The sequence below is a fragment of the Novosphingobium sp. GV079 genome, from assembly GCF_003058045.1.
Taxonomy (GTDB): domain Bacteria; phylum Pseudomonadota; class Alphaproteobacteria; order Sphingomonadales; family Sphingomonadaceae; genus Novosphingobium; species Novosphingobium capsulatum.
In genome coordinates this window covers 241,222-262,845 of the sequence record NZ_QBUE01000003.1, presented here as the reverse complement: position 1 = coordinate 262,845, position 21,624 = coordinate 241,222, and the positions used below count along the sequence as shown (strand labels likewise).

Below are 21,624 nucleotides of genomic sequence, written 5' to 3'. Positions count from 1 at the left end.
CGGTCACTTCATGTCGAGGCTGACCGTGGCGGTTCCTGTGCCTTCGACCGGCAGATACAGCCCTTGGCCGGCTGCCTTGAGCTGGCCGGTGCGCACATCCTCGATCCGCGCGCGGATGATGAAATCGCCGGTGCGCTTTTCGGTCAGCGCGCGGTCGATCTTGCCCATCAGCTTGGCATAGTCGTTCTCGAAATTCTGGGCGAGCGCGGCCGCGATCGTTTCGGACAGGCCCGGCGCATTGGCGAGGCCGAGCAGGACATCGGTGCCGGTGCTGTCGGTCACGCCGGAAACCGCCAGATCGGCAAAGCCGACCTTGCGCGAATTGGGCGCGTTGACCGGGGTGCCGGTCAGCCACACCGTGCCATGTGCAGTGTGGGGCGCAGCATCGACGGCAAACTGCACGCCCACCGCCACTTTGCCGCCGCGCGTGCCATAGCACGTCACTTTGCCAAAGCGGGCGGTGATCGGCCCCAGGCCGGGTACGTCGAACGGACGGGCCGAACGCTTGACCAGGGCACGGGCGATCACTGGCTCCAGTTCGCGATAGTCGGCAATCACCGGGATGACGAACAGCATCCGCCCCGGCGTGGTTTCCAGCTTGCGCACCGGCGGCAGCGGCGTGACGGCCGGATCGGGCGGCCGGTTGCCGACAAAGGTTTCGGTCTGCGCATGCATGCCCAGGCGCAGCACCAGACGCCGCCCTTCCACGGCATAGCCGCCATAGCGCAAGTCGTGCGGCGTTACCCGCATCCACACCGGGGGATTGGCGTGGTTGAGTTCCAGCGAGGTGAACGCGCTGGCCCAGGCCTTGCCAATCTCGCGGTCGAGATGCAGCTTGTCCAATTCCTGTGGCAGCGTGCGCTCCAGCCGGGCGACCACGTCCTTGAGCTTGGCATCGGCCTTGTCGGTAAAGGTGATGCGCTGGCCCAGGAAATCGATGCCAGGGGCATTGGTCCAGTCATAGTCGATGTCGAGCGTGGCGCGCGGTTTCCAGTCGTTGGCCAGCGACAGCCGCACATGGGCGCGCACCACGGCATCGCCAGTGGCGGTTTCCTGCTTGAACACGCCGGCAATATCCTTGGCACGCAGCGTGGCATGCAGCGGCAGCGTCACCACCAGATCCTGGCCCTGGCCCGCCAGCGTGATCGGCCCGCGCACCACATCGCCCACGATGCGGCATTCCACACGCGGGGTCTTGAGCTTGACCCCCAGCACCTTGACCCGCTGCGAGGCCAGGCAATCCTGCCCGGGCTTATCGATCGACCACAACTGGCGCGGCACCTCGCGTTCGAGCGCGGCGCTCAGTTCGTCCAGCCGCGCGACGATCGGCACCGCGATGGTAGAGGCCTGGGGCGGCACGGCGATGGCATCGTTGGCGCGCGGCGGCGCCTCTGTCACCGGGCTATGGTGGCAGCCGGCCAGCAGGATCGATGCGGTCAGCGCTGCTGCGCTGCCGACCTTACGCGAGAGTGTCATGTGCTGTTGCCCCGTTTGGGCGCACTACGCACCAAGACCGGGCAAAGTTCCCGGCGCCATGATGGCGCCCGTTCGCCCATGAAAAAGGCCGCGCCCGGTTGCCCCGGCGCGGCCTTGTTTCATCGGTTGTGCCAAAAGGCGATCAGATGTGGATCGGCTTTTCGCGGATGCCCATTGCCGCTTCCTTGAGCGCTTCCGAATGGGTCGGGTGCGCGTGGCAGGTATAGGCGATGTCTTCCGAGGTAGCGCCAAATTCCAGCGCCAGCGCGGCTTCGGCGATCATCGTGCCGGCCACCGAGGCGATCGCCCACACGCCCAGCACGCGGTCGGTCTGCGCATCGGCAATGACCTTCACGAAGCCATCGGGCTCGTGGTTGGTCTTGGCGCGGCTGTTAGCCAGCATGGGGAACTTGCTGACCTTGATCTTCGACTGGTCGCCGCCGGCCTTCTCCAGCGCGGCTTCCTGGGTCAGGCCCACGCCGGCAAATTCGGGGAAGGTATAGACCACGCCGGGGATCACGTCGTGGTTGACGATGCCCGTCAGGCCGGCGATGTTTTCGGCCACGGCAATGCCTTCGTCCTCGGCCTTGTGTGCCAGCATCGGGCCGGGGATCACGTCACCGATCGCCCACACGCCGTCTACCTTGGTGCGGAAATCGTGGTCGGTTTCGATCTGGCCGCGGCCGTTCAGTTCCAGGCCGATCTTGTCGAGGCCGAGGCCATCGGTGTTGGGCCGGCGGCCGATCGCCACCAGCACGCAATCGGCTTCGATGGTTTCGGCAGCGCCGCCGGCCGAAGGCTCGACGGTGAGCGTCGCCTTGCCGCCTTCGACGGCTACGCCGGTGACCTTGGTCGAAAGCTTGAGCGCCATGCCCTGCTTCTTGAAGATCTTGGCGGCTTCCTTGCGCACGTCGCCGTCCATGCCGGGCAGCAGCTGGTCAAGGTATTCCACCACAGTGACCTTGGCACCCAGGCGGCGCCAGACCGAGCCCAGTTCCAGGCCGATCACGCCGCCGCCGATCACCACCAGGTGTTCGGGCACGCGGTCGAGCGCCAGGGCACCGGTCGAATCGACCACCACGCCCGCGTCATTGTCCACGGTCACGCCCGGCAGTGGGGTGACCGACGAACCGGTGGCGATGACGATGTGCTTGGCCGAAACCTTTTGCCCGGCCACCGTGACGCTGTGCGCGTCTTCAAACGTGGCATAGCCCTTGAGCCAGGTGATCTTGTTCTTCTTGAACAGGAATTCGATGCCGCCGGTCAGGCCCTTGACCGAGTCGAGCTTCTGCGCCTGCATGGCAGAGAGGTCCAGTTCCACCGGGCCGGTCTTGATGCCATAGCTGGCAAAGGTGCCGTTGACGGCTTCGTCGTACTTTTCCGAACCGTGCAGCAGCGCCTTCGACGGGATGCAGCCCACGTTGAGGCAGGTGCCGCCCAGCGTTTCGCGCCCTTCGGCACAGGCAGTCTTGAGGCCCAGCTGGGCCGCCCGGATCGCCGCGACATAGCCGCCCGGGCCAGCGCCGATCACCAGGACATCATAATCATATTCAGCCATTGCGGCCTCCTGTTCGCGCGTTCCCGAAAACGGTGGCGGGACTGGCGCGACTTATCACACAAGTTCGCGTGGATGCACGCTGGCGCGCCCGGCGGTGGTCACCGGGCGCGCCGTGCAGTGCCGATCAGAGATCGATCAGCAGGCGGGTGGGATCTTCGATCGCTTCCTTGATAGTCTTGAGCGCGGTAACCGCCTCGCGACCGTCGATGATGCGGTGGTCATACGACAGGGCGATGTACATCATCGGGCGGATCACGATCTCGCCGTTGCGGACCACGGGGCGGTCCTCGATGCGGTGCAGGCCGAGCACGGCCGACTGCGGCGGGTTGATGATCGGGGTGGACATCAGGCCACCGAACACACCGCCGTTGGAAATGGTGAAGGTGCCGCCCTTCATGTCTTCCATGGTCAGCGCGCCTTCGCGGGCCTTCTTGCCGAAATCGCCGATCGCCTTTTCGATGCCGGCGAACGAGAGCTTGTCAGCGTCGCGCACCACCGGAACGACCAGGCCGTTCGGCGCCGAGACGGCCACCGAGATATCGACATAGTCGTGATAGACGATTTCATCGCCCTGGATCTGGGCATTGACGGCCGGAATGTCCTTGAGCGCCAAGCACGAAGCCTTGGCGAAGAACGACATGAAGCCCAGCTTCACGCCGTGCTTCTTCTCGAACACGTCCTTGTACTTTTCGCGCGCGGCCATCACGGCCGACATGTCCACGTCGTTGAACGTGGTGAGCAGGGCAGCGTTTTCCTGCGCGCTCTTGAGGCGCTTGGCGATGGTCTGGCGCAGGCGCGTCATCTTGACGCGTTCCTCGTTGCGGCCGGGAGCAGCAACGGCCGCAGGCACGGCAGCCGTGGCGGCCGGCGCCGGCGAGGCTGCCTTGGCCTGGGCTGCGGCGAGCACGTCTTCCTTGGTCAGGCGGCCGTCCTTGCCGGTGCCCTTGACGGTGGAAGGATCGATGCCGTGCTCCAGCACCGCGCGGCGCACCGCCGGCGACAGCGCGGCAGCGCCGGCATCGTCACCAGCAGGGGCCGAAGCAGGGACAGCAGCAGCAGCAGCCGGGGCCGGCGCGGCGGCCGGAGCCACTGTGTCGGACGCGGGCGGCACGGGCTTTTCCTCGCGCGGGGCAACCGGCACGTTGCCGGCTGCGGCAACGCCGTCTTCCACGGTGCCGAGCAGCGCGCCAACCGTGACGGTTTCGCCTTCGGCAACCAGGATCTGGCCCAGCACGCCGGCAACGGGCGAGGGCACTTCGACGGCAACCTTGTCGGTTTCGAGGCTGACGATAGGCTCGTCCAGAGCCACCGCTTCGCCGGGCTTCTTCAGCCACTGGCCGACCGTCGCTTCGCTGACGCTTTCACCGAGCGTCGGAACCTTGACTTCGATGGACATGACTTGGTGTTCCTTGGGGAGAATTCAGGTGGACGAAACGGCCGGTCAGGCCTTCTTCTTGCGGCGGATTTCCTCGCGCACCGACAGCGCCAGCGCATCGGCAACCAAGGCGGCCTGCTCGGCATTGTGGCGCTTGGCCAGGCCCGTGGCGGGCGAGGCCGAGGCGGAACGGCCGGCATAGCGGGGGCGCGTGACCTTGCCCTTGGCAGCCTTGAGCGATTCCTCGATCAGCGGCTCGGCAAAGAACCACGAACCGTTGTTCTTCGGCTCTTCCTGGCACCACACCACGTCTTCCAGATTGGTCATGCGCGACAGGCGCAGGGCCAGCGGCTCACCCGGGAAGGGATAGAGCTGCTCGATCCGGATGATCTGGGTATCGGTGATGCCGGCCGCATCGCGTGCCTCGATCAGGTCATAGGCGACCTTGCCCGAGCACAGCACCACGCGGCGGGTGTCGCGGTCTTCCGGTGCCGAAGGATCGGACAGGATGCGCTTGAACTGCGCTTCGCCCAGGAAATCGGCCGCGGTCGACTTGGCCAGCGGGTGGCGAAGCAGCGACTTGGGCGTCATGATGATCAGCGGCTTGCGGAACGAGCGGTGCATCTGCCGGCGCAGCACGTGGAAGTAGTTGGCCGGGCTGGTGATGTTGCACACCTGCAGGTTGTCTTCCGCGCAGAGCTGGAGATAGCGCTCAAGGCGGGCCGAGGAGTGTTCCGGACCCTGGCCTTCATAGCCGTGCGGCAGCAGCATGACGAGGCCGTTGGCACGCAGCCACTTGGCTTCCGATGCGGCGACGTACTGGTCGATCACGATCTGGGCGCCGTTGGCAAAGTCACCGAACTGCGCTTCCCACAGCACCAGCGTCTTGGGATCGGCGCTGGCATAGCCGTATTCGAAGCCGAGCACGCCATATTCCGACAGCGGGCTGTCGAGCACTTCGAAGCGGCCGTGGGGCAGCGTCGCCAGCGGCACATACTTGTGCTCGTCGGTCTGGTCGACCCACACTGCGTGGCGCTGGCTGAACGTGCCGCGGCCGCAATCCTGGCCCGAGAGGCGCACGTTGTAGCCTTCGGTGACCAGGCTGCCATAGGCCAGCGCTTCGGCCGTGGCCCAGTCAAACCCGTTGCCGGTGTTGAACATCTCGCGCTTGGCGTCGAGCACGCGGCCCAGCGTCTTGTGGACGGTCAGGCTTTCGGGAACCGAGGTCAGTGTGCGGCCCAGGCTGTCGAACAGCTTCTGTTCGATGCCGGTGGCCACGTTGCGGCGCGCCGTCACCGGGTCGGCCGGCTTGTTGAGGCCTGCCCAGCGTCCGCCGAACCAGTCGGCCTCGTTGGCCTTGTAGCTCTTGGCGGCTTCGAACTCGTTTTCGAGCGTGGCGGTGAAGTGGTCTTCCACGTCACCCTTCCAGCTCTTGTCGATCACGCCCTCGGCGGCCAGACGCTCGGCATAGAGCGTCGAGACGGCCGGATGCTTCTTGATCTTGGCGTACATCAGCGGCTGCGTGAACGAGGGCTCGTCGCCTTCGTTGTGGCCGAAGCGGCGGTAGCACCACATGTCGATCACGATGTCGCGGCCGAACTGCTGGCGATAGTCGATCGCCAGCTTGCACGCGAAGGTCACCGCTTCGGGATCATCGCCGTTGACGTGGATGATCGGCGCCTGGACGCCCTTGGCCACGTCAGAGGGATAGGGCGAGCCGCGCGAGAACTGCGGGCTGGTGGTGAAGCCGATCTGGTTGTTGATGATGAAGTGGATGCAACCGCCGGTGTTGTAGCCCTGCACGCCGGAAAAGCCGAAGCATTCCCAGACGATGCCCTGGCCGGCAAAGGCGGCGTCGCCGTGGATCAGCACCGGCAGCACCTGCTTGTGCTTGCCCGGGCCCACGTCATCGCGGAACTGCTGCTGGGCCAGCGTCTTGCCCAGCACGATGGGGTCCACCGTTTCCAGGTGCGACGGGTTGGGCAGCAGGCTCATGTGCACCTTTGTGCCATCGAACTCGCGGTCGGTGCTGGTGCCCAGGTGATACTTCACGTCGCCCGAACCGCCCACGTCTTCGGGGTTGGCGCTGCCGCCCGAGAATTCGTGGAAGATCACGCGATAGGGCTTGGCCATCACGTTGGCGAGGATGTTCAGGCGGCCGCGGTGGGCCATGCCATAGATGATTTCCTTCACCCCGCGCTGGCCGCCGTACTTGATCACCGCTTCGAGCGCGGGGATCATCGACTCGCCGCCGTCCAGGCCGAAGCGCTTGGTGCCGACATACTTCTTGCCGAGGAACTTCTCGTACTGCTCGCCGCGCACCACGGCCGACAGGATCGCCTTCTTGCCCTCGGGCGTGAAGTCGATCGACTTGTCGCCGCCTTCGATGCGGTCCTGCAGGAACTTGCGCTCCTCCACGTCGGAGATGTGCATGTATTCCAGGCCGACCTTGCCGCAATAGTTCTTGCGCAGGATCTCGACCACTTCGCGCACGGTGCCCCATTGCAGGCCCAGCGTGCCGCCCAGATAGATCTTGCGATCCATGTCCTTGGGCAGGAAGCCGTGGTATTCGGGGCTGAGGTCGGCCGGCAGGTACTGCTTGGACAGGCCCAGCGGATCAAGGTCTGCCGCCAGGTGGCCGCGCACGCGATAGGTGCGCACCAGCAGCATCACGCGCAGGCTGTCGTTGGCCGCCTGTTCCAGCGCGGCTTCGTCCAGCGCGGCGCCGGCCTTCTTGGCGGCCTTGGCGACCTCGACCTTGATGGTCATGGGATCGAGCGCACGGGTCAGATCATCGCCGGCGAGCGCGTCGGTAATCGGCCAGCGCTTGGACTGCCAGGACGGACCCTGCTGCGGCGCATCCTGTGAAGGATCAACTTCGTACTCGTGCACGTCCTGTGCCATGGTCAATTCACTCCTGTGCCCCCGGGGAGGGGAGGGGCTTCGGAAAAAGGTTGTGGGCAGAGTGCATACCGGCGCAGCCTGCCTGTGACTGTCATCGCTTTCCCGCCGCCATGGCCGGACCCGCCGCCCTGCGCATGCCTTGCGCGCAATGGGCCAGGTATCCTTAATGGCGTCTGGTCAGCGCCCTTCGCAAAGGGTCTTATCGCTTTTGCCGGCCTGAAAAACAGCCCGGTAGAAGGTGCCGCGGCCGCCCGGGAAAGGACGGCCGCGAACCATGCTGCCATCAGGCGAGCGAGGGATCGATGCCCTTGCACGCCACCAGCAGTTCCTTGACCGCGTCGACCGAGACCTGAAGGTTGGCCTTGGCGGTTTCATCGAGGTTGATTTCGATGACCTTTTCCACGCCGCCGGCGCCGATCACTACCGGCACGCCGACATAGAGGCCGTCAACGCCATAGGCGCCGTCGACATGGGCGGCGCAGGGCAGGATGCGCTTCTGGTCGTTGAGATAGGCTTCGGCCATGGCGATGCCCGAGGCGGCCGGGGCATAGAACGCCGAACCGGTCTTGAGCAGGCCGACGATTTCGCCGCCGCCCGAACGGGTGCGGGCGACGATCGCGTCGATCTTTTCCTGGGTGGAAGCGCCCATCTTGATCAGGTCGGTGACGGGAATGCCGGCGACGGTGGAATATTCCACGACCGGAACCATGGTGTCGCCATGGCCGCCCAGCACGAACGAGTTCACGTCACGCACCGAAACGCCGAATTCCCAGGCGAGGAACGTGCTGAAGCGTGCCGAGTCGAGCACGCCAGCCATGCCGACCACCTTGTTGGCGGGCAGGCCGGAGAATTCGCGCAGCGCCCAGACCATCGCGTCGAGCGGGTTAGTGATGCAGATCACGAAGGCGTCGGGCGCGTTGTCGCGGATGCCTTCGCCGACCGACTTCATCACCTTGAGGTTGATGCCGAGCAGGTCATCGCGGCTCATGCCGGGCTTGCGCGCCACGCCAGCCGTCACGATGATGACGTCCGCGCCAGCGATGTCCTTGTAATCGTTGGTGCCGATGATCTTGGCGTCAAAGCCTTCGACCGGGCCGCACTGCGAGAGATCGAGGGCCTTGCCCTGCGGAACGCCTTCCACCACGTCGAACAGGACGATGTCGCCCAGTTCCTTCTGCGCGGCCAGATGCGCCAGAGTGCCACCGATGTTACCCGCGCCGATGAGCGCGATCTTCTTGCGTGCCATGTGCTTTACGGTCCTTTCCCGGAGTCGTCGCGGGACAAGCGTTCAAGCGTTGCCGACTCAAGCCCCCGGATGGAGGTCCCCCCGCGCCCGCGAGACGGGAAGGGTTGCCGGCAAGTGGAGGGGCACGTAGGCCTGCCCGAGAGGGATTGCAACCGCAAAAAACCCCGCATCTGCGGGTTTCTTTGATATCAGTTCGCAATAGCGTTAAGTGGTAAATCTACCGTTCATACGAATGCGACAGGCAAGCCCTTTGCCGCGTTTCAGAACGGTGCGGCCGCCGGGTTTTTCAGGCGTGCCGGCGATGGGCGCAGCCATGACCGGCTCGGCACGATGGTGCGACGAACCGGGCAGCGTTTGACGAAGCCATCTTGGCTTGCTGCGTGAAATTCATCCGAGCCCGGCAAGTTCCCGGCGCAGGGCAATGGCCTTGCGGCGATCGAGCGTGTGGCACACCTGCGCCCACCAATCGGCCTGTTCCGCGTCCCCGGCCATCGCCGCGCGGGTGGCGGCACGGGCAGCTTGCCCGGCGGCGGCATGGCCATGGCTGGCAAACAGGCGCAGTGCTTCGGCCAGCAGGGCGTCTTCGGCCAGCCGATCAGCGAGGCGCCCGGCCATGGCGCGTACTGGCGAGGGATAGTCCTGGGCTGCCTGGAGCGACCAGGCCGGATTGTCGTTGGCATGGCGCGGCACGCGGCCGGCGGGCCGGCGGAGACAGGGCGAGATCATGCCATAGCGAGGGGCGAAACGCAGCATGCGCGGGTGGTCTCCGTTCTTCATCGCGACACCGAAAGTTCGGCTTTTTTCGTGTTCAAAGCCGATTTCGGGGTAAACTTCCTGGCGGCTCTGCCGTCCTTCTACGGGGCGTTGCGCTAACAGGGCGTGAGATGAGACGGTAAACGGGACATTGATGTTCCCGCCGACGCGGCCAAGCGTGCCGATGCAGCGCCTGCCCGGGTTCAATCAGCCTTCAGCCATGCGGCTGGGCAATCCATTTTCCGGCGTTTTCATAGGTTTCCCGCGCTTCCGGGCGAAGCTGCGGGCTGGGGGCGCCGGGCAGCGGCGTGGCCGGTGGCGGCGCGGCGCTGGCAGGGATCGCACGCTGGGGCGATTCGCCCAGGCCCCCGGTGGCCGTGCCCGTCGTGGCGCCGGCCGAAGCACCGGTGTGTTCCAGCGCGCTGATGCGGCCTTCCTCGAACGCCTTTTCCAGCGTCACCGGATCGGCCACGTCGGCCGCGGCCGGCACCCAGCTGCGCGGATGGGGCGCGGCCAGCGGCTCGCCCCCGCGATAGCTGGCATTGAAGGCGGCGGGCTGCCCGGCCGATCCGGCCCAGCGATAGAAGCGATGCGCCCCGATCGTGCCGATGAAGGCCAGCTTGTCTGACCATAGCGGATGGACCGCGCTGGTGTGGTAATGCGTAGCCAGGCCCACCGGGGCAAACACGTTGCCGGCCAGGGCATCGGCCGCCACGCGCCGGGCGCGGTCCCAGAATTGTTGCACCGGGCGGCGCGCCATGGCGCCGTCGCAGGCAAAGCTGAACTGGCAGCCGGGGCGTTCCGATCCTTGGAACACCACGCCGCATACTGTCTTGGGAAAGGCCGGGTGCGCCACGCGGTTGAGCACGACCTGCGCCACCGCGCGCTGCCCGGCATCGGGTTCGGACGCGGCTTCGTAATAGATCGCGGTGGTCAGGCATTGCAGCGCGCGCCAGCGGTCTTCGCCGCTGCCGGTGGCAAATAGCGGCCGCGCTGCTGGATTGGCAGACCAGGGCGCGGTGGTGGTGCCATCATCGGCGTCGCTGCGGATTGCGGCCACCTGCCGGTCCCAGGCACGGGCGGCGTCCTGCGGGGCAAGCAGGCCGCTGTCTTGCGCCGAAACATAGTAGAACGCCGAGCCGGGAAAGCTTTCGCCCGCCCGCTCGAAAGGTTGCAGCCCGCCGTTGCGATCCTGCGCTGCGGCGGCATCGCTGCCGGGCGAACCCCAGCCGATCGCGCCGAGCACCAGGCCTAGCGCGCCGATCGCGGCAATACCGGCGGCCCGCTCGGCCAGGCGCGAGGGCGCGCGATGCTGGTGGCGCCACGAGGTCATGTCGCGGCGGCGGATGCGTGCGGCAAAATCGCGGGGGCGCACCGGCGGCAGCGTAAGCGCCGCGATCAGCGCGCCATCGGCCTGCCGCTGCCCGGCCAGGGCGACGCGCTCTTCCGGCCCCGGCGGCGGCATCAGCGCCTTGGGCGGAAGGGTGGGCGTGGCGCCGGTGAAGGGAATCGGGTCTGGCATAGGGCGTGAAACAGGGCAGGCTTGGTCTGCGCCATGGTGCGTTACGCGTTGCACTGCAACCATGCACGGCAGGAATCGTCCTCGTCCCGATAAGGCACAGGCTGCTACGGGTTGGTTAATCACGGCTGCGGGCTTGCCCCTTGGTGCAGGTGTCGCTATCCGCCCCGCCTGACGCCACCGGTGCCCGCAACCATGCGGGCTAAGAGGGAAGCCGGAACCAGCCGGCGCTGCCCCCGCAACTGTTTCCGGACGAGCGCCGCGCCCTTGCGCGCCACTGGCCCCTTGGCGGGCTGGGAAGGCCGGCGTGTCGCGTTGACTTCGGATGAGCCAGGAAACCTGCCGGTGTGTGGTCGTTCCGCGGCCGGGCGGGGTGTACCGGGCGCAAGCGTGACGAGTCTTCCGCCAGGGCCCGGCGGACCCTCGCGCCATGGACGGCAAGACTGTCCATGGGCCGGGAGGAAAAGAACCGTGAAGACATCGCTTGTTGCACTGGCCACCGCCGTGATGCTGGCCACCCCTGCCTATGCCGATGAAGCCCCCGCCAGCGATGGCGCGCAGATCACTGTATTGGCCACCGGCAACGACCTGTCGCTCGACCAGACCGGCCAGGCCATCACCGTGTTGCCGTTGCAGACGATCGAGGCGGTGCAGGGCGTTGACCTGACCCGCGTGCTCGATCGCGTGCCGGGCCTGACCTGGTCGCGCACCGGGGGTCTGGGTGCGCAAACCGCCGTGCGCCTGCGCGGCGGGGAAGGGCAGCACACCCTGGTGCTGGTCGATGGCGTGCGCGCGGAAGATCCCTCGGCGCCATCGGGCGGGTTTGACTTCGGCACGCTGACGAGCGGCGGGATCGAGCGGATCGAAGTGCTGCGCGGCTCCAACTCGGTGGTCTGGGGCAGCTCGGCGATCGGCGGGGTGATCGCGGTTACCACGCGCGAGATCGACGGCGTCGAAGCCTCGGCCGAGGCCGGCTCGCGCCGCAGCTATGATGCCGATGCCGCAGCCGGCGTGAAGCGCGATCGCTATGCGTTCTCGATCGATGGCGGCTATGCCACCACCGATGGCGTTTCGGCCGCTGCCAGCGGGACGGAGCGCGATGGCTATGACCAATGGCGCGTGGGCGGCAAGGCGCGGGTCAACCTCACCGATACGCTCTCGCTGGTCGCCAATGCCCGCTATGCCGATGGCAAGACCCAGATCGATGGCTATCCCGCGCCCGACTATGTCTTTGCCGATACGCCGGAATATACCACCACGCGGCAGTTCTTCGGCCGCGCCGGGCTGCACTATGCCGGCGGCCCGCTGACGCTCGACGCTGGCTATGCCCTGTCCGACACGCGCCGCCGCTATTACACCGGCGGGGCCGACAATGCGTTCGAATATGGCTACAACGGCCGCAGCGAGCGGGTGGAATTGAACGGCCGCTATAGCCTGCCTGCTGATTTCGCGATCGATTTCGGGGCGGATCGCGAATGGACCCGGTTCGACAGCACCTATGACACGCGCCAGAACGCGCATCTGACCAGCGGCCATGCCATGCTTGGCTGGTACACCGCCAAGGCCAGCCTCGCCGCCGGCGTGCGCTATGACGAACAGAGCCAGTTCGGCAGCAATGTCAGCCTGGGAGCCAACGGCACGGTGGAAGTGGTGCGCGGGCTGCGCCTCAATGCCAGCTATGGCGAAGGCTTCCGCGCGCCCACGCTCTATCAGCTGCTCTCGCCCGATTATGGCAATGCCGCACTCGCTCCCGAACGCAGCCGCAGCTATGACCTGGGCGTGGTCTATGCCAGCCAGGATGGCGGCTTCCATGCCGGGGTCACGCTGTTCCGCCGCGATACCCGCAATCTGATCGCCTATGTCTCGTGCTTCATGGCGCAAAGCGCGCTGTGCCAGGGCCATGCCTATGGCGTCTATGACAACGTCGGCAAGGCGCGCGCGCAGGGGGTCGAGCTCGATGTGGGCGCCGCGCTCAGCAGCCAGGTCAAGGGCACGATCGCCTATGCCTATACCGAGGCGACCGACCGCACGCCTGGCGCCGCCACGTTCGGCAACGACCTTGCTCGCCGCCCGCGCCACGCGCTGACCACCTCGCTCGACTGGACCACGCCCTGGGCTGGCCTGGCCCTGGCCGCAGACCTGCGCTTCCAGTCGGAAAGTTTTGACAACGCGGCCAATTCGATCAAGTTGGCGGGCGGTAGCGTCACCACCGTGCGCGCCAGTTTGCCGATCCTTCATCAGGCCGAACTTTTCGGCCGGGTGGAAAACGTGTTCAATCGGCTGCTGGTGACGGCAGCGGGCTATGGCGCGCTGGGTCGTTCCGTGTTCGGTGGCGTTCGCCTGCGGTACTGATGGCGTTGCGCCGGTTGGAGGAATGGCTTTGCCGTGAGCGGCCGCATCGTGCCTGACTTTGCCTTGCTCTGCCGGCGCATGGAGCGTGGTGCCGTGGCGCTGGCGCTGGCGCTGGCGCTGATGCTGGGCGGGTGCGCGCAGGTGGCTCCCGCCGATCCGCAGGCCACCGATCGTCTGCCCCGGATCGTGTCGCTCAATCCCTGCAGCGACGCGATCCTGGCAGAAGTGGCCGATCCCGCGCAGATCCTGGCGCTGTCTTCCTACAGCCGCGATCCGGCACAAACCTCGATGGACGTGGCGCAGGCCATGCGCTTTGCCACCACCGATGGCGCGGTAGAAAGCGTGCTGGCGCTGCACCCCGATGTGGTGGTGACCAGCACCTATGCCGATCCGCCCACGCTGGCGGCGTTGCGCGGGCTGGGCCTGCGCGTGGAAACGGTGGGCATTGCCGAATCGCTCGATGCCGCGCGCGCCCAGGTGCGCAGCCTGGCCGGCTGGGCCGGGCAGCCGGCGCGCGGCGCCGCGCTGATCGCGCGGATCGACCGCGCAGTCGCCGCCGCGGCGCCGCCGCCGGGCACGGCGCCGATCACGGCCGTGCTGTGGGAACCGGGCGGCCTGGTGCCGGGCCAGAATACCCTGGCATCAGACCTGATGATGCGTGCCGGCTTTGCCAATTTCAGTGCGCAACGCGGCCTGGGCCAATCCGAACGCCTGTCGCTGGAGCGCATGCTGGCCGATCCGCCGCGCGTGATCATGGCCGTGGGCACCCCGCGCGGCACCCTGGCCGATCAGGCCGCGCCGCAGGAAGACCGCCTGCTGTTCCATCCCGCGCTCGCGGCGCTGCGCCACACCGCGCGCGTGCCGATTTCCCCCAACCTGATCTATTGCGGCGGCCCAACCATTCCCCGGTTCCTGAACCGCATGGTGGCGGTGCGCCAAGAGCTGGAAGCGATGCCATGAACCGTGCTGCCTTGCCCCTGGTGCTGGGTGGCTTGCTGCTCGTGCTGTTTCCGCTGTGCCTGCTGGCCGGGCAGGTGTGGATCAATCCGTTCGATCCGGCCGGTGCCAATGCCACGGTGATCCTGGCGCAACTGCGCCTGCCGCGCGCGGTGCTGGCGGTGATGGTCGGGGCCGGACTGGGCGCGGCGGGTGCGGCGATGCAGGGCTATCTGCGCAATCCCCTGGCCGATCCCGGCCTGTTCGGGGTGGCGCCGCTCGCCGCGCTAGGTGCGGTGCTGTCGCTGTTTACCGGCTTTGCGGTGCAGCCTTTCGCGCTGCCGGCGATGGCCTTGGCGGGCGCGGCCGGGGGCATGGTGCTGCTGGCGCTGATCGCGTCGGGCCCGCGCACGGGCCTGGCCGGGGGCGTGGCGCTGTTCACGCTGGCCGGCATGATGCTGTCCAGCCTGGCTGGCGCATTGACCAGCCTGGCGATCAGCCTGGCGCCCAATCCCTTTGCCCTGACCGAGATTGTCACCTGGCTGATGGGCGCGCTGACCGATCGCAGCTGGCACGATGTGGCGCTGGCCGCGCCGCTCACCGCGCTGGGGCTGGTGCTGCTGTGGCGTGCCGGGCCGGCGCTCGATGCGCTCACCCTGGGCGAACTGGCGGCCCGCTCGATGGGCCTCGATCCGGTGGCCTTGCGCGGATTGATGGTGGTGGGCGTGGGCCTGGTTGTGGGCGCCGGGGTTTCGGCGGCCGGGGTCATCGGCTTTGTCGGGCTGATGGTGCCGCATATCGTGCGCCCGTTCACCGATCGCCGCCCATCCAGCCTGCTGCTTCCCAGCGCGCTGGCCGGCGCACTGTTGCTGCTGCTCGCCGATACGCTGTGCCGTTGCCTGCCGCTGGCGGGCGGTGAGCTGCGCCTGGGCATAGCGCTCAGCCTGCTGGGCGCGCCGTTCTTCCTGCATCTTCTGCTGCGCCTGCGGCGCGGCCTGGCTTGAGAGGCACCGAGGCCATGGATCTTGTTGCCGATGCCCTCACCATGGTGGGCCGCCTGCGCGATGTGCGGGTGGGGCTTTCGCCGGGGCGCCTGACCGCGATTTGCGGGCCCAACGGGGCTGGCAAGTCCACGCTGCTCTCGGCCCTGGCGGGCCTGGAACAGCCCGATGGTGGCCACGTGTTGCTGGGCCAGCATCGCCTGGCCGAACTGACCGCGCGCGAACGCGCCATTGCCATCGGCTATCTGCCGCAGGCAGGTGAGGTGGCGTGGAACGTGACGGTGGAAACGCTGGTGCGGCTCGGCCGCCTGCCGCACCGCACACCGATGCGGATCGACGCGGCCGCAACCATGGCAGCCTTGCAGGCGCTTGACCTTACCGGCCTTGCCGGGCGCGAGGTGGGCACGCTGTCGGGCGGTGAGCGGGCACGTGCGCTGCTGGCGCGGGTCTTGGCCGGGCAGCCGCGCTGGATTCTGGCAGACGAGCCGCTGGCCGCGCTCGACCTGGCGCACCAGCAGGCGCTGCTCGCCCATTTCCGCCGTCTGGCGGGGCAGGGCGTGGGCGTGGTGGTGGTACTGCACGATCTGGCCCTGGCGATGAACCATGCCGATCATGTCATCGTGCTCGACCGTGGCACCGTGGCCGCCAATGGCGCGCCGCACCTGGCGCTGGCCGAAGGCGTGCTGGCCGGGGTTTGGGGCGTCAAGGCACGCTGGGTGGGCGATGGGCGCACCCGCGCGCTTGCGATCGGCTGATCGGCTCCCCACATCAGGGGCCAATCGCCCTTGCCCACCGAGCCATCTTGCGCGGTTCTTGCTGCGCTGCGACAGGCTTGCGTGAATCGAACAAATCTGGAACATTGCCCTTCATGTCGACCGCCCCCACACGTGCGCCCGGCGCCGCTCGCTCCGCGCTGACCACCCTTTCCGTGCGCGGCGCGCGCGAGCACAACCTCAAGGGGATCGATGTCGATCTGCCGCGCGACAGCCTGGTGGTGATCACCGGCCTGTCCGGTTCGGGCAAGTCCAGCCTGGCGTTCGACACGATCTATGCCGAAGGGCAGCGGCGCTATGTCGAATCGCTGTCGGCCTATGCGCGCCAGTTCCTCGAAATGATGCAGAAGCCCGATGTGGAGCACATCGACGGCCTCTCGCCGGCGATCTCGATCGAGCAGAAGACCACCAGCCGCAACCCGCGCTCCACCGTGGCGACGGTCACCGAAATCTATGACTACATGCGCCTGCTATGGGCGCGGATCGGGGTGCCCTATTCGCCGGCCACCGGCCTGCCGATCAGCGCGCAGACCGTCAGCCAGATGGTCGATCGCGTGATGGCCCTGCCCGAGGGCACGCGCGCCTACCTGCTGGCGCCGGTGGTGCGCGGCCGCAAGGGCGAATACCGCAAGGAACTGGCCGAGTGGCAGAAGGCGGGCTATACCCGCGTGCGCATCGATGGTGAACTCTACGCGATCGAAGACGCCCCCGCGCTCGACAAGAAGTACAAGCACGATATCGAGGTGGTGGTCGACCGCATCGCGGTGAAGGACGGCATCCAGACACGCCTGGCCGACAGTTTCGAGCAGGCGCTCAAGCTGGCCGATGGCCTGGTCTTTATCGACCTGGCCGATACGACCGTGGCCGAATTGAATGGTGAGGCGGCGCCGGAAAAGGCCAAGAAGGGCACTGGCGCCAAAAGCGTGAAGGGGGGCCAGCTCAAGGGCGCCGGCCTGCCCGACAACCGCATTGTCCTGTCGGAAAAGTTTGCCTGCCCGGTCTCGGGCTTCACGCTCGATGCGCTCGAACCCCGGCTGTTTTCGTTCAACGCGCCGCAGGGTGCCTGCCCGGCGTGTGACGGGCTGGGCGAAAAGCTGCTGTTCGACCCGCAACTGGTGGTGCCGAACGAGCATTTGAGCCTCAAGCAGGGCGCGATCGTGCCCTGGGCTAAGTCCAACCCGCCCAGCCCCTATTACATGCAGGTGCTGGCGAGCCTGGCGGATCACTTCGGCTTCAACCTCGATACCCCGTGGGACAAGCTGCCGGGCGAGGTGAAGATCGTGATCCTGCATGGCACGGCGGGCAAGGCCGTGCCGCTGACCTTCATCGACGGCAAGAAGAGCTACACCGTTTCCAAGGCGTTCGAAGGCGTGATCGGCAATCTCAATCGCCGCATGCTGCAAACCGAAAGCGCCTGGATGCGCGAGGAACTGGGCAAGTTCCAGACCGCGCAGCCTTGCGAAACCTGCAACGGCGCGCGGTTGAAGCCCGAGGCCCTGAGTGTGAAAGTGGCGGGCAACGACATTTCCGCCAGCACGCGCCTGTCGGTCAGCGATGCACTGGACTGGTTCGCCACGCTCGATGGCAAGCTCACCAGCCAGCAGAGCCAGATTGCCAAGGCGATCCTCAAGGAAATCAACGAGCGTCTTGGCTTCCTCAACAATGTCGGGCTCGATTACCTCAACCTCGATCGCACCTCGGGCACGCTGTCGGGCGGGGAATCGCAGCGTATTCGCCTGGCCAGCCAGATCGGTTCGGGCCTGTCGGGCGTGCTCTACGTGCTCGATGAACCCTCGATCGGCCTGCACCAGCGCGACAACGACCGCTTGCTCGAAACCTTGAAGCGGCTGCGCGACCTCGGCAACACGGTGATCGTGGTAGAGCATGACGAGGATGCGATCCGCGCGGCGGACTATGTCGTCGATCTCGGCCCCGGGGCCGGCGTCCACGGCGGCGAGATCGTTGCCCAGGGTACGCTCGAGGATATCCTCGCCAATCCCGACAGCCTGACCGGGCAATACCTGACCGGCGCGCGCCGGATCGAGGTGCCCAAGAAGCGCCGCAAGGGCAATGGCTTGTCCCTGGTGGTGGAAGGCGCGCGGGCCAACAACCTCAAGAACGTGACGGCCAAGATTCCGCTCGGCACGTTCTGCTGCGTCACCGGCGTGTCCGGCTCGGGCAAGTCCAGCCTCACTATCGATACGCTGCAGGCCGGTGCTGCCCGTGTGCTCAATGGCGCGCGCGTGGTGGCCGGCGCCCATGACGCGATCAAGGGCCTGGAGCATTGCGACAAGGTGATCGAGATCGACCAGTCGCCGATCGGCCGCACCCCGCGCTCCAATCCGGCGACCTATACCGGTTCGTTCACCCTGATCCGTGACTGGTTTGCCGGTCTGCCCGAGGCGCAGGCGCGCGGCTATAAGGCCGGGCGGTTCAGCTTCAACGTCAAGGGCGGACGCTGCGAGGCGTGCCAGGGCGATGGCCTGATCAAGATCGAGATGCATTTCCTGCCCGATGTTTACGTGACGTGCGAGGAATGCGGCGGCAAGCGCTATAACCGCGAGACGCTGGAGGTGAAGTTCAAGGGCCACTCGATCGCCGACGTGCTCGACATGACGATCGAAGACGCGGTGGAGTTCTTCAAGGCCGTGCCCCCGATCCGCGATCGCATGGCCATGCTGGGCGAAGTGGGCCTGGGCTATGTCAAGGTGGGGCAGCAGGCCACCACGCTATCGGGCGGCGAAGCGCAGCGCGTGAAGCTGGCCAAGGAACTGGCCCGCCGCTCCACCGGCAAGACGCTCTACATCCTCGATGAGCCCACCACGGGCCTGCATTTCGAAGACGTGCGCAAGCTGCTGGAAGTGCTCCACCGCCTGGTGGAGCAGGGCAACAGCGTGGTGGTGATTGAACACAATCTGGATGTGATCAAGACCGCCGACTGGATCATCGACATGGGCCCCGAAGGCGGCGTGCGCGGTGGCGAAGTGGTGGCCGTGGGCACGCCGGAACAGGTCGCCAAGAACAAGGCGAGCTTCACCGGCCACTATCTGGCGCCGTTGCTCAAGCGATGAGCGCCAAGCCCCTCGCCGCCGTGCGGGGAGGGGCTACGCCGCAGGCCGCCCGATCACGCGCCCAGCCAGGCGGCTGATAGCTCGCCCCGGTGCCCCTCTGGCGCCAGCGCGGCGCGCAGCGCTTCGAGCATGGGCGGCAGTGCCTGGGTAAAGGCGTAGGGCGGGTTGACGATGAACAGCCCGGCGCCGTTGTAGATGCCGGGCTGGTCGGCATCATAGAGCCAATGTTCGATGGTCAGCAGTTTCGGGATGCGCAGCTTGCGCAGCTGTTCTTTCCACCGGACATGCGCGGCGCGGTCCTTGAGCGGGTACCAGATCACCGTCACGCCATGGGCCCATTTGCGCTGGGCTGCGGCAAGCGTCGTGACGATCCGCGCGCGTTCGTCGGTCTGTTCATAGGGCGGATCGACCACGACCAGCCCACGCGCCGTGCGGGGTGGCACCATCGCCAGCCATAGCTCATAGGCATCACGCTGATGCACGGCCGCGGGCGTATCGCGCATTGCGCCGCGCAGGGCACAGGCATCGTCGGGGTGTTTTTCGTTCAGGATCAGCAGATCCTGCGGCCGCAGCAGCTGCGCCAGAAACCGTGGCGAACCGGGATAGAGCTGTGGCTCCGCGCCCTCGTTCACGGCCTGCACGGCGGCGCGATAGTCGTCCAGCAGGGGGTTCTGGTCGGCAAAGGCCCGCATAACGCCCTGCGTCGCCTCGCCGGTGCGCTGGGCCGCATCGCCGCGCAGGTCGTAAATCCCGCAGCCGGCATGGGTGTCGATCAGGGTCAGCGCGCCGTCTTTTTGCTGCAAGGCCCGCACCAGCGCGATCAGCAGGGCATGCTTGACGACATCGGCGCTGTTGCCCGCATGGAAGGAATGGCGGTAATTCATGCTGCTTCAAAATCCTGACGGTCTGCCGAGATGCGGGCACGCGGGCTGGCACGCCCTGGCCGCACCGCTGCGACAGCGCCCTTAGCCTGCGACGTCACTCTTCACCAGACCAGCCGTGTCAGTCGCGCAGCGCCGCGTCCCGGCGCACGAACCACAGCGCCAGGACCGCGAGCGCGACCAGCACGCCGCATAGCAGCCACGCGGCATTGACGGCGGGAACGAGCGCGGCCTTTTCCACCAGGGGCCGCACCATCTCGGTGGTGAAATCGTCGAGCGGTTGGCCGCGCTGTTCCAGGAAAGCGTCGCGCGGAATGCCGATGCGCACGGCGGTGGCTACGTCGCCGGCGCGCAACTGGTCGGCGATGTGGTTGCCGGCGGTGGCGGCGCGGCTGAAGATCGTGGTGTCGATCAACGCCAGGCCAACCGCACCGCCCAGATTGCGCATCATGTTGAACAGCCCGCTGGCATCGGCCACGAGCCGATCGGGCAGCCGCCCCAGCGCCATGCGGGTGGGCGGCAGCAGGCAGAACATGATCGCCGCCCCACGCACGATCTGTGGCACGATCATCGCCTGAAAATCGGTCTGCTCAGTCTGCCCGGTGCTGAGCAGCAGGCCGATGGCGAACAGCACGAAGCCGAAACCGGTGAGCAGGCGCGGGTCCATCCGGCGTTCGGCATAGACGGCGATCGGCGCGACCAGCAGCTGGGTGCAGCCGGTTACCAGCATGATCTCGCCAATGCGCAGCGGGCCGTGTTCGCGCACCAGGCCCAGGAAGAAGGGCATGAGATAGGTGGAGCCGAACAGCCCGAAGCCGAGCACGAAGCTGAGCAGGCAGCCGATGGTGAAGTTGCGATCGGCAAAGCAGCGCAGTTCCACCAGCGGGGCAGAGGATGTCACCGTGCGCCAGACAAAGCCGATCGCGCTGATGCCCGACGCGCAAAGCAGCGCGACCACGCGCAGGTCTGCCCAGCCGCGCGACGGCGCGTCCTTGAGGCCGAGTTGCAGCGCCACCAGCGCGGCGGCGAGCAGCACCAGCGCCAGCGCGTCTATCGGCCGGCCAGCCTGGCGGCCGGTCTGCTTGCCGCGCAGGAACAGCAACACCCCCAGGCTGGCAACGATGCCGGGCACGATGTTGACGCGAAACAGCCAGTGCCAGGAATAGGACTGGGTGATCCACCCGCCCACGATCGGGCCGATGGTGGGCGCCAGCACCGCCGCCACGCCGGCGATCGTGGTGGCAAGGCCCTGGCTGCGCGGCGGAAACAGCAGGAACACGGCGGCGAACACCGCCGGGATCAGCGTTCCCCCGGCAAAACCCTGGACCACGCGCCAGGCGATCAGCTGGGCAAAGCCGCTACTGGCCGCGCACCCTGCCGATGCCAGTGTGAACAGGCAGGCCGCTGCCACGAACAGCCAGCGCATGCCGAGCCGCGCGGTAAGAAACCCGGTCAACGGGATCGCGACGATTTCGGCGGTGAGATAGGCGGTCTGCACCCACACCATGCGATCGGGCGCGATGCCGATCGCCGCCTGGATGGCGGGCAGCGAAGTGGCGACGATCTGAATATCGAGGATGGCCATGAACATGCCCAGGCACATCAGGATAAAGCCGATCCATTCGCGATAGCTTGCGCCGTCTCTTTCGCCTAGGCTCGGGGCGTCCGTGCCAACCATGCGTCCAGCCATCGATTCTCCTGTGCGAAATCGCCCTTGTCCTATCGCAGGCAAGGAACTCGCTCTCGTCAAAATCGTTTCGGGCTGCACCTTTTTCACCG

The 21,624-nt window shown here is 66.9% G+C and carries 14 protein-coding genes and 1 riboswitch; of the genes, 5 read left to right on the top strand and 9 right to left on the bottom strand.

The features are described 5' to 3' along the window. Window positions 1–3: 3 nt before the first annotated feature. From C8K14_RS05015 to C8K14_RS04985, 7 genes are all read right to left on the bottom strand, one after another. Entirely contained in the window at window positions 4–1,476 is a 1,473-nt protein-coding gene (locus C8K14_RS05015) for a DUF4403 family protein (protein ID WP_107715901.1), read from the bottom strand. Window positions 1,477–1,618: 142 nt separating this feature from the next. Then, on the bottom strand, window positions 1,619–3,034 hold the full coding sequence (gene lpdA / locus C8K14_RS05010) for a dihydrolipoyl dehydrogenase (protein WP_107715900.1): 1,416 nt from the start codon (window positions 3,032–3,034) through the stop codon (window positions 1,619–1,621). 124 nt (window positions 3,035–3,158) lie between these two features. Further along, window positions 3,159–4,430, bottom strand: a complete 1,272-nt coding sequence (gene odhB, locus C8K14_RS05005) for a 2-oxoglutarate dehydrogenase complex dihydrolipoyllysine-residue succinyltransferase (protein ID WP_054130621.1) — start codon at window positions 4,428–4,430, stop codon at window positions 3,159–3,161. Window positions 4,431–4,475: 45 nt separating this feature from the next. Next, window positions 4,476–7,313, bottom strand: a complete 2,838-nt coding sequence (locus C8K14_RS05000; protein ID WP_107715899.1) for a 2-oxoglutarate dehydrogenase E1 component — start codon at window positions 7,311–7,313, stop codon at window positions 4,476–4,478. A 283-nt stretch (window positions 7,314–7,596) separates the two neighbouring features. Continuing rightward, the gene (gene mdh, locus C8K14_RS04995) at window positions 7,597–8,559 is read right to left on the bottom strand and encodes a malate dehydrogenase (RefSeq protein WP_022675965.1); all 963 of its coding nucleotides are present in this window, start codon (window positions 8,557–8,559) and stop codon (window positions 7,597–7,599) included. Between the two features lie 387 nt (window positions 8,560–8,946). Further along, on the bottom strand, window positions 8,947–9,336 hold the full coding sequence (locus C8K14_RS04990) for a hypothetical protein (protein ID WP_233250913.1): 390 nt from the start codon (window positions 9,334–9,336) through the stop codon (window positions 8,947–8,949). Between the two features lie 190 nt (window positions 9,337–9,526). Next, a complete protein-coding gene (locus C8K14_RS04985) occupies window positions 9,527–10,834 on the bottom strand; it encodes a cell wall hydrolase (protein ID WP_233250912.1) in 1,308 nt (435 codons plus the stop codon). Window positions 10,835–10,995: 161 nt separating this feature from the next. Beyond that, window positions 10,996–11,193, top strand: a riboswitch (cobalamin riboswitch). Window positions 11,194–11,302: 109 nt separating this feature from the next. On the opposite strand from C8K14_RS04985, the gene C8K14_RS04980 reads away from it, so the two are divergent. The 5 genes from C8K14_RS04980 to uvrA all read left to right on the top strand — a co-directional run bounded on the left by C8K14_RS04980 (window position 11,303) and on the right by uvrA (window position 18,964). Then, window positions 11,303–13,183 carry a TonB-dependent siderophore receptor gene (locus tag C8K14_RS04980; RefSeq protein ID WP_233250911.1) on the top strand — a complete coding sequence of 627 codons (1,881 nt, stop codon included), beginning with the start codon at window positions 11,303–11,305 and terminating at the stop codon, window positions 13,181–13,183. A gap of 33 nt (window positions 13,184–13,216) precedes the next feature. Continuing rightward, the gene (locus C8K14_RS04975) at window positions 13,217–14,143 is read left to right on the top strand and encodes an ABC transporter substrate-binding protein (RefSeq protein WP_233250910.1); all 927 of its coding nucleotides are present in this window, start codon (window positions 13,217–13,219) and stop codon (window positions 14,141–14,143) included. After that, window positions 14,140–15,123: an iron ABC transporter permease gene (locus tag C8K14_RS04970; protein WP_107715897.1), complete on the top strand. Its 984-nt coding sequence runs from the start codon at window positions 14,140–14,142 to the stop codon at window positions 15,121–15,123. The genes C8K14_RS04975 and C8K14_RS04970 overlap by 4 nt, the downstream gene beginning before the upstream one ends. A gap of 14 nt (window positions 15,124–15,137) precedes the next feature. Continuing rightward, complete coding sequence (locus C8K14_RS04965) at window positions 15,138–15,875, top strand: ABC transporter ATP-binding protein (RefSeq protein ID WP_107715896.1); 738 nt, start codon at window positions 15,138–15,140, stop codon at window positions 15,873–15,875. A gap of 113 nt (window positions 15,876–15,988) precedes the next feature. Then, window positions 15,989–18,964 carry an excinuclease ABC subunit UvrA gene (gene uvrA / locus C8K14_RS04960; protein WP_107715895.1) on the top strand — a complete coding sequence of 992 codons (2,976 nt, stop codon included), beginning with the start codon at window positions 15,989–15,991 and terminating at the stop codon, window positions 18,962–18,964. 53 nt (window positions 18,965–19,017) lie between these two features. Here the strand turns inward: uvrA and C8K14_RS04955 are convergent, their stop codons facing one another. Then, complete coding sequence (locus C8K14_RS04955) at window positions 19,018–19,848, bottom strand: 23S rRNA (adenine(2030)-N(6))-methyltransferase RlmJ (RefSeq protein ID WP_107715894.1); 831 nt, start codon at window positions 19,846–19,848, stop codon at window positions 19,018–19,020. Between the two features lie 118 nt (window positions 19,849–19,966). After that, on the bottom strand, window positions 19,967–21,535 hold the full coding sequence (locus tag C8K14_RS04950) for a DHA2 family efflux MFS transporter permease subunit (RefSeq protein ID WP_233250909.1): 1,569 nt from the start codon (window positions 21,533–21,535) through the stop codon (window positions 19,967–19,969). Window positions 21,536–21,624 lie beyond the last annotated feature (89 nt).

What these genes read in the sequence shown, in the direction of transcription:
- C8K14_RS04985 (WP_233250912.1), bottom strand. Translation starts at nt 10,834, where the DNA reads ATGCCAGACCCGATTCCCTTCACCGGCGCCACGCCCACCCTTCCGCCC.
- C8K14_RS05000 (WP_107715899.1), bottom strand. Translation starts at nt 7,313, where the DNA reads ATGGCACAGGACGTGCACGAGTACGAAGTTGATCCTTCACAGGATGCG.
- uvrA (WP_107715895.1), top strand. Translation starts at nt 15,989, where the DNA reads ATGTCGACCGCCCCCACACGTGCGCCCGGCGCCGCTCGCTCCGCGCTG.
- C8K14_RS04970 (WP_107715897.1), top strand. Translation starts at nt 14,140, where the DNA reads ATGAACCGTGCTGCCTTGCCCCTGGTGCTGGGTGGCTTGCTGCTCGTG.
- C8K14_RS05015 (WP_107715901.1), bottom strand. Translation starts at nt 1,476, where the DNA reads ATGACACTCTCGCGTAAGGTCGGCAGCGCAGCAGCGCTGACCGCATCG.
- C8K14_RS04990 (WP_233250913.1), bottom strand. Translation starts at nt 9,336, where the DNA reads ATGAAGAACGGAGACCACCCGCGCATGCTGCGTTTCGCCCCTCGCTAT.
- lpdA (WP_107715900.1), bottom strand. Translation starts at nt 3,034, where the DNA reads ATGGCTGAATATGATTATGATGTCCTGGTGATCGGCGCTGGCCCGGGC.
- C8K14_RS04965 (WP_107715896.1), top strand. Translation starts at nt 15,138, where the DNA reads ATGGATCTTGTTGCCGATGCCCTCACCATGGTGGGCCGCCTGCGCGAT.
- C8K14_RS04955 (WP_107715894.1), bottom strand. Translation starts at nt 19,848, where the DNA reads ATGAATTACCGCCATTCCTTCCATGCGGGCAACAGCGCCGATGTCGTC.
- C8K14_RS04950 (WP_233250909.1), bottom strand. Translation starts at nt 21,535, where the DNA reads ATGGCTGGACGCATGGTTGGCACGGACGCCCCGAGCCTAGGCGAAAGA.
- mdh (WP_022675965.1), bottom strand. Translation starts at nt 8,559, where the DNA reads ATGGCACGCAAGAAGATCGCGCTCATCGGCGCGGGTAACATCGGTGGC.
- odhB (WP_054130621.1), bottom strand. Translation starts at nt 4,430, where the DNA reads ATGTCCATCGAAGTCAAGGTTCCGACGCTCGGTGAAAGCGTCAGCGAA.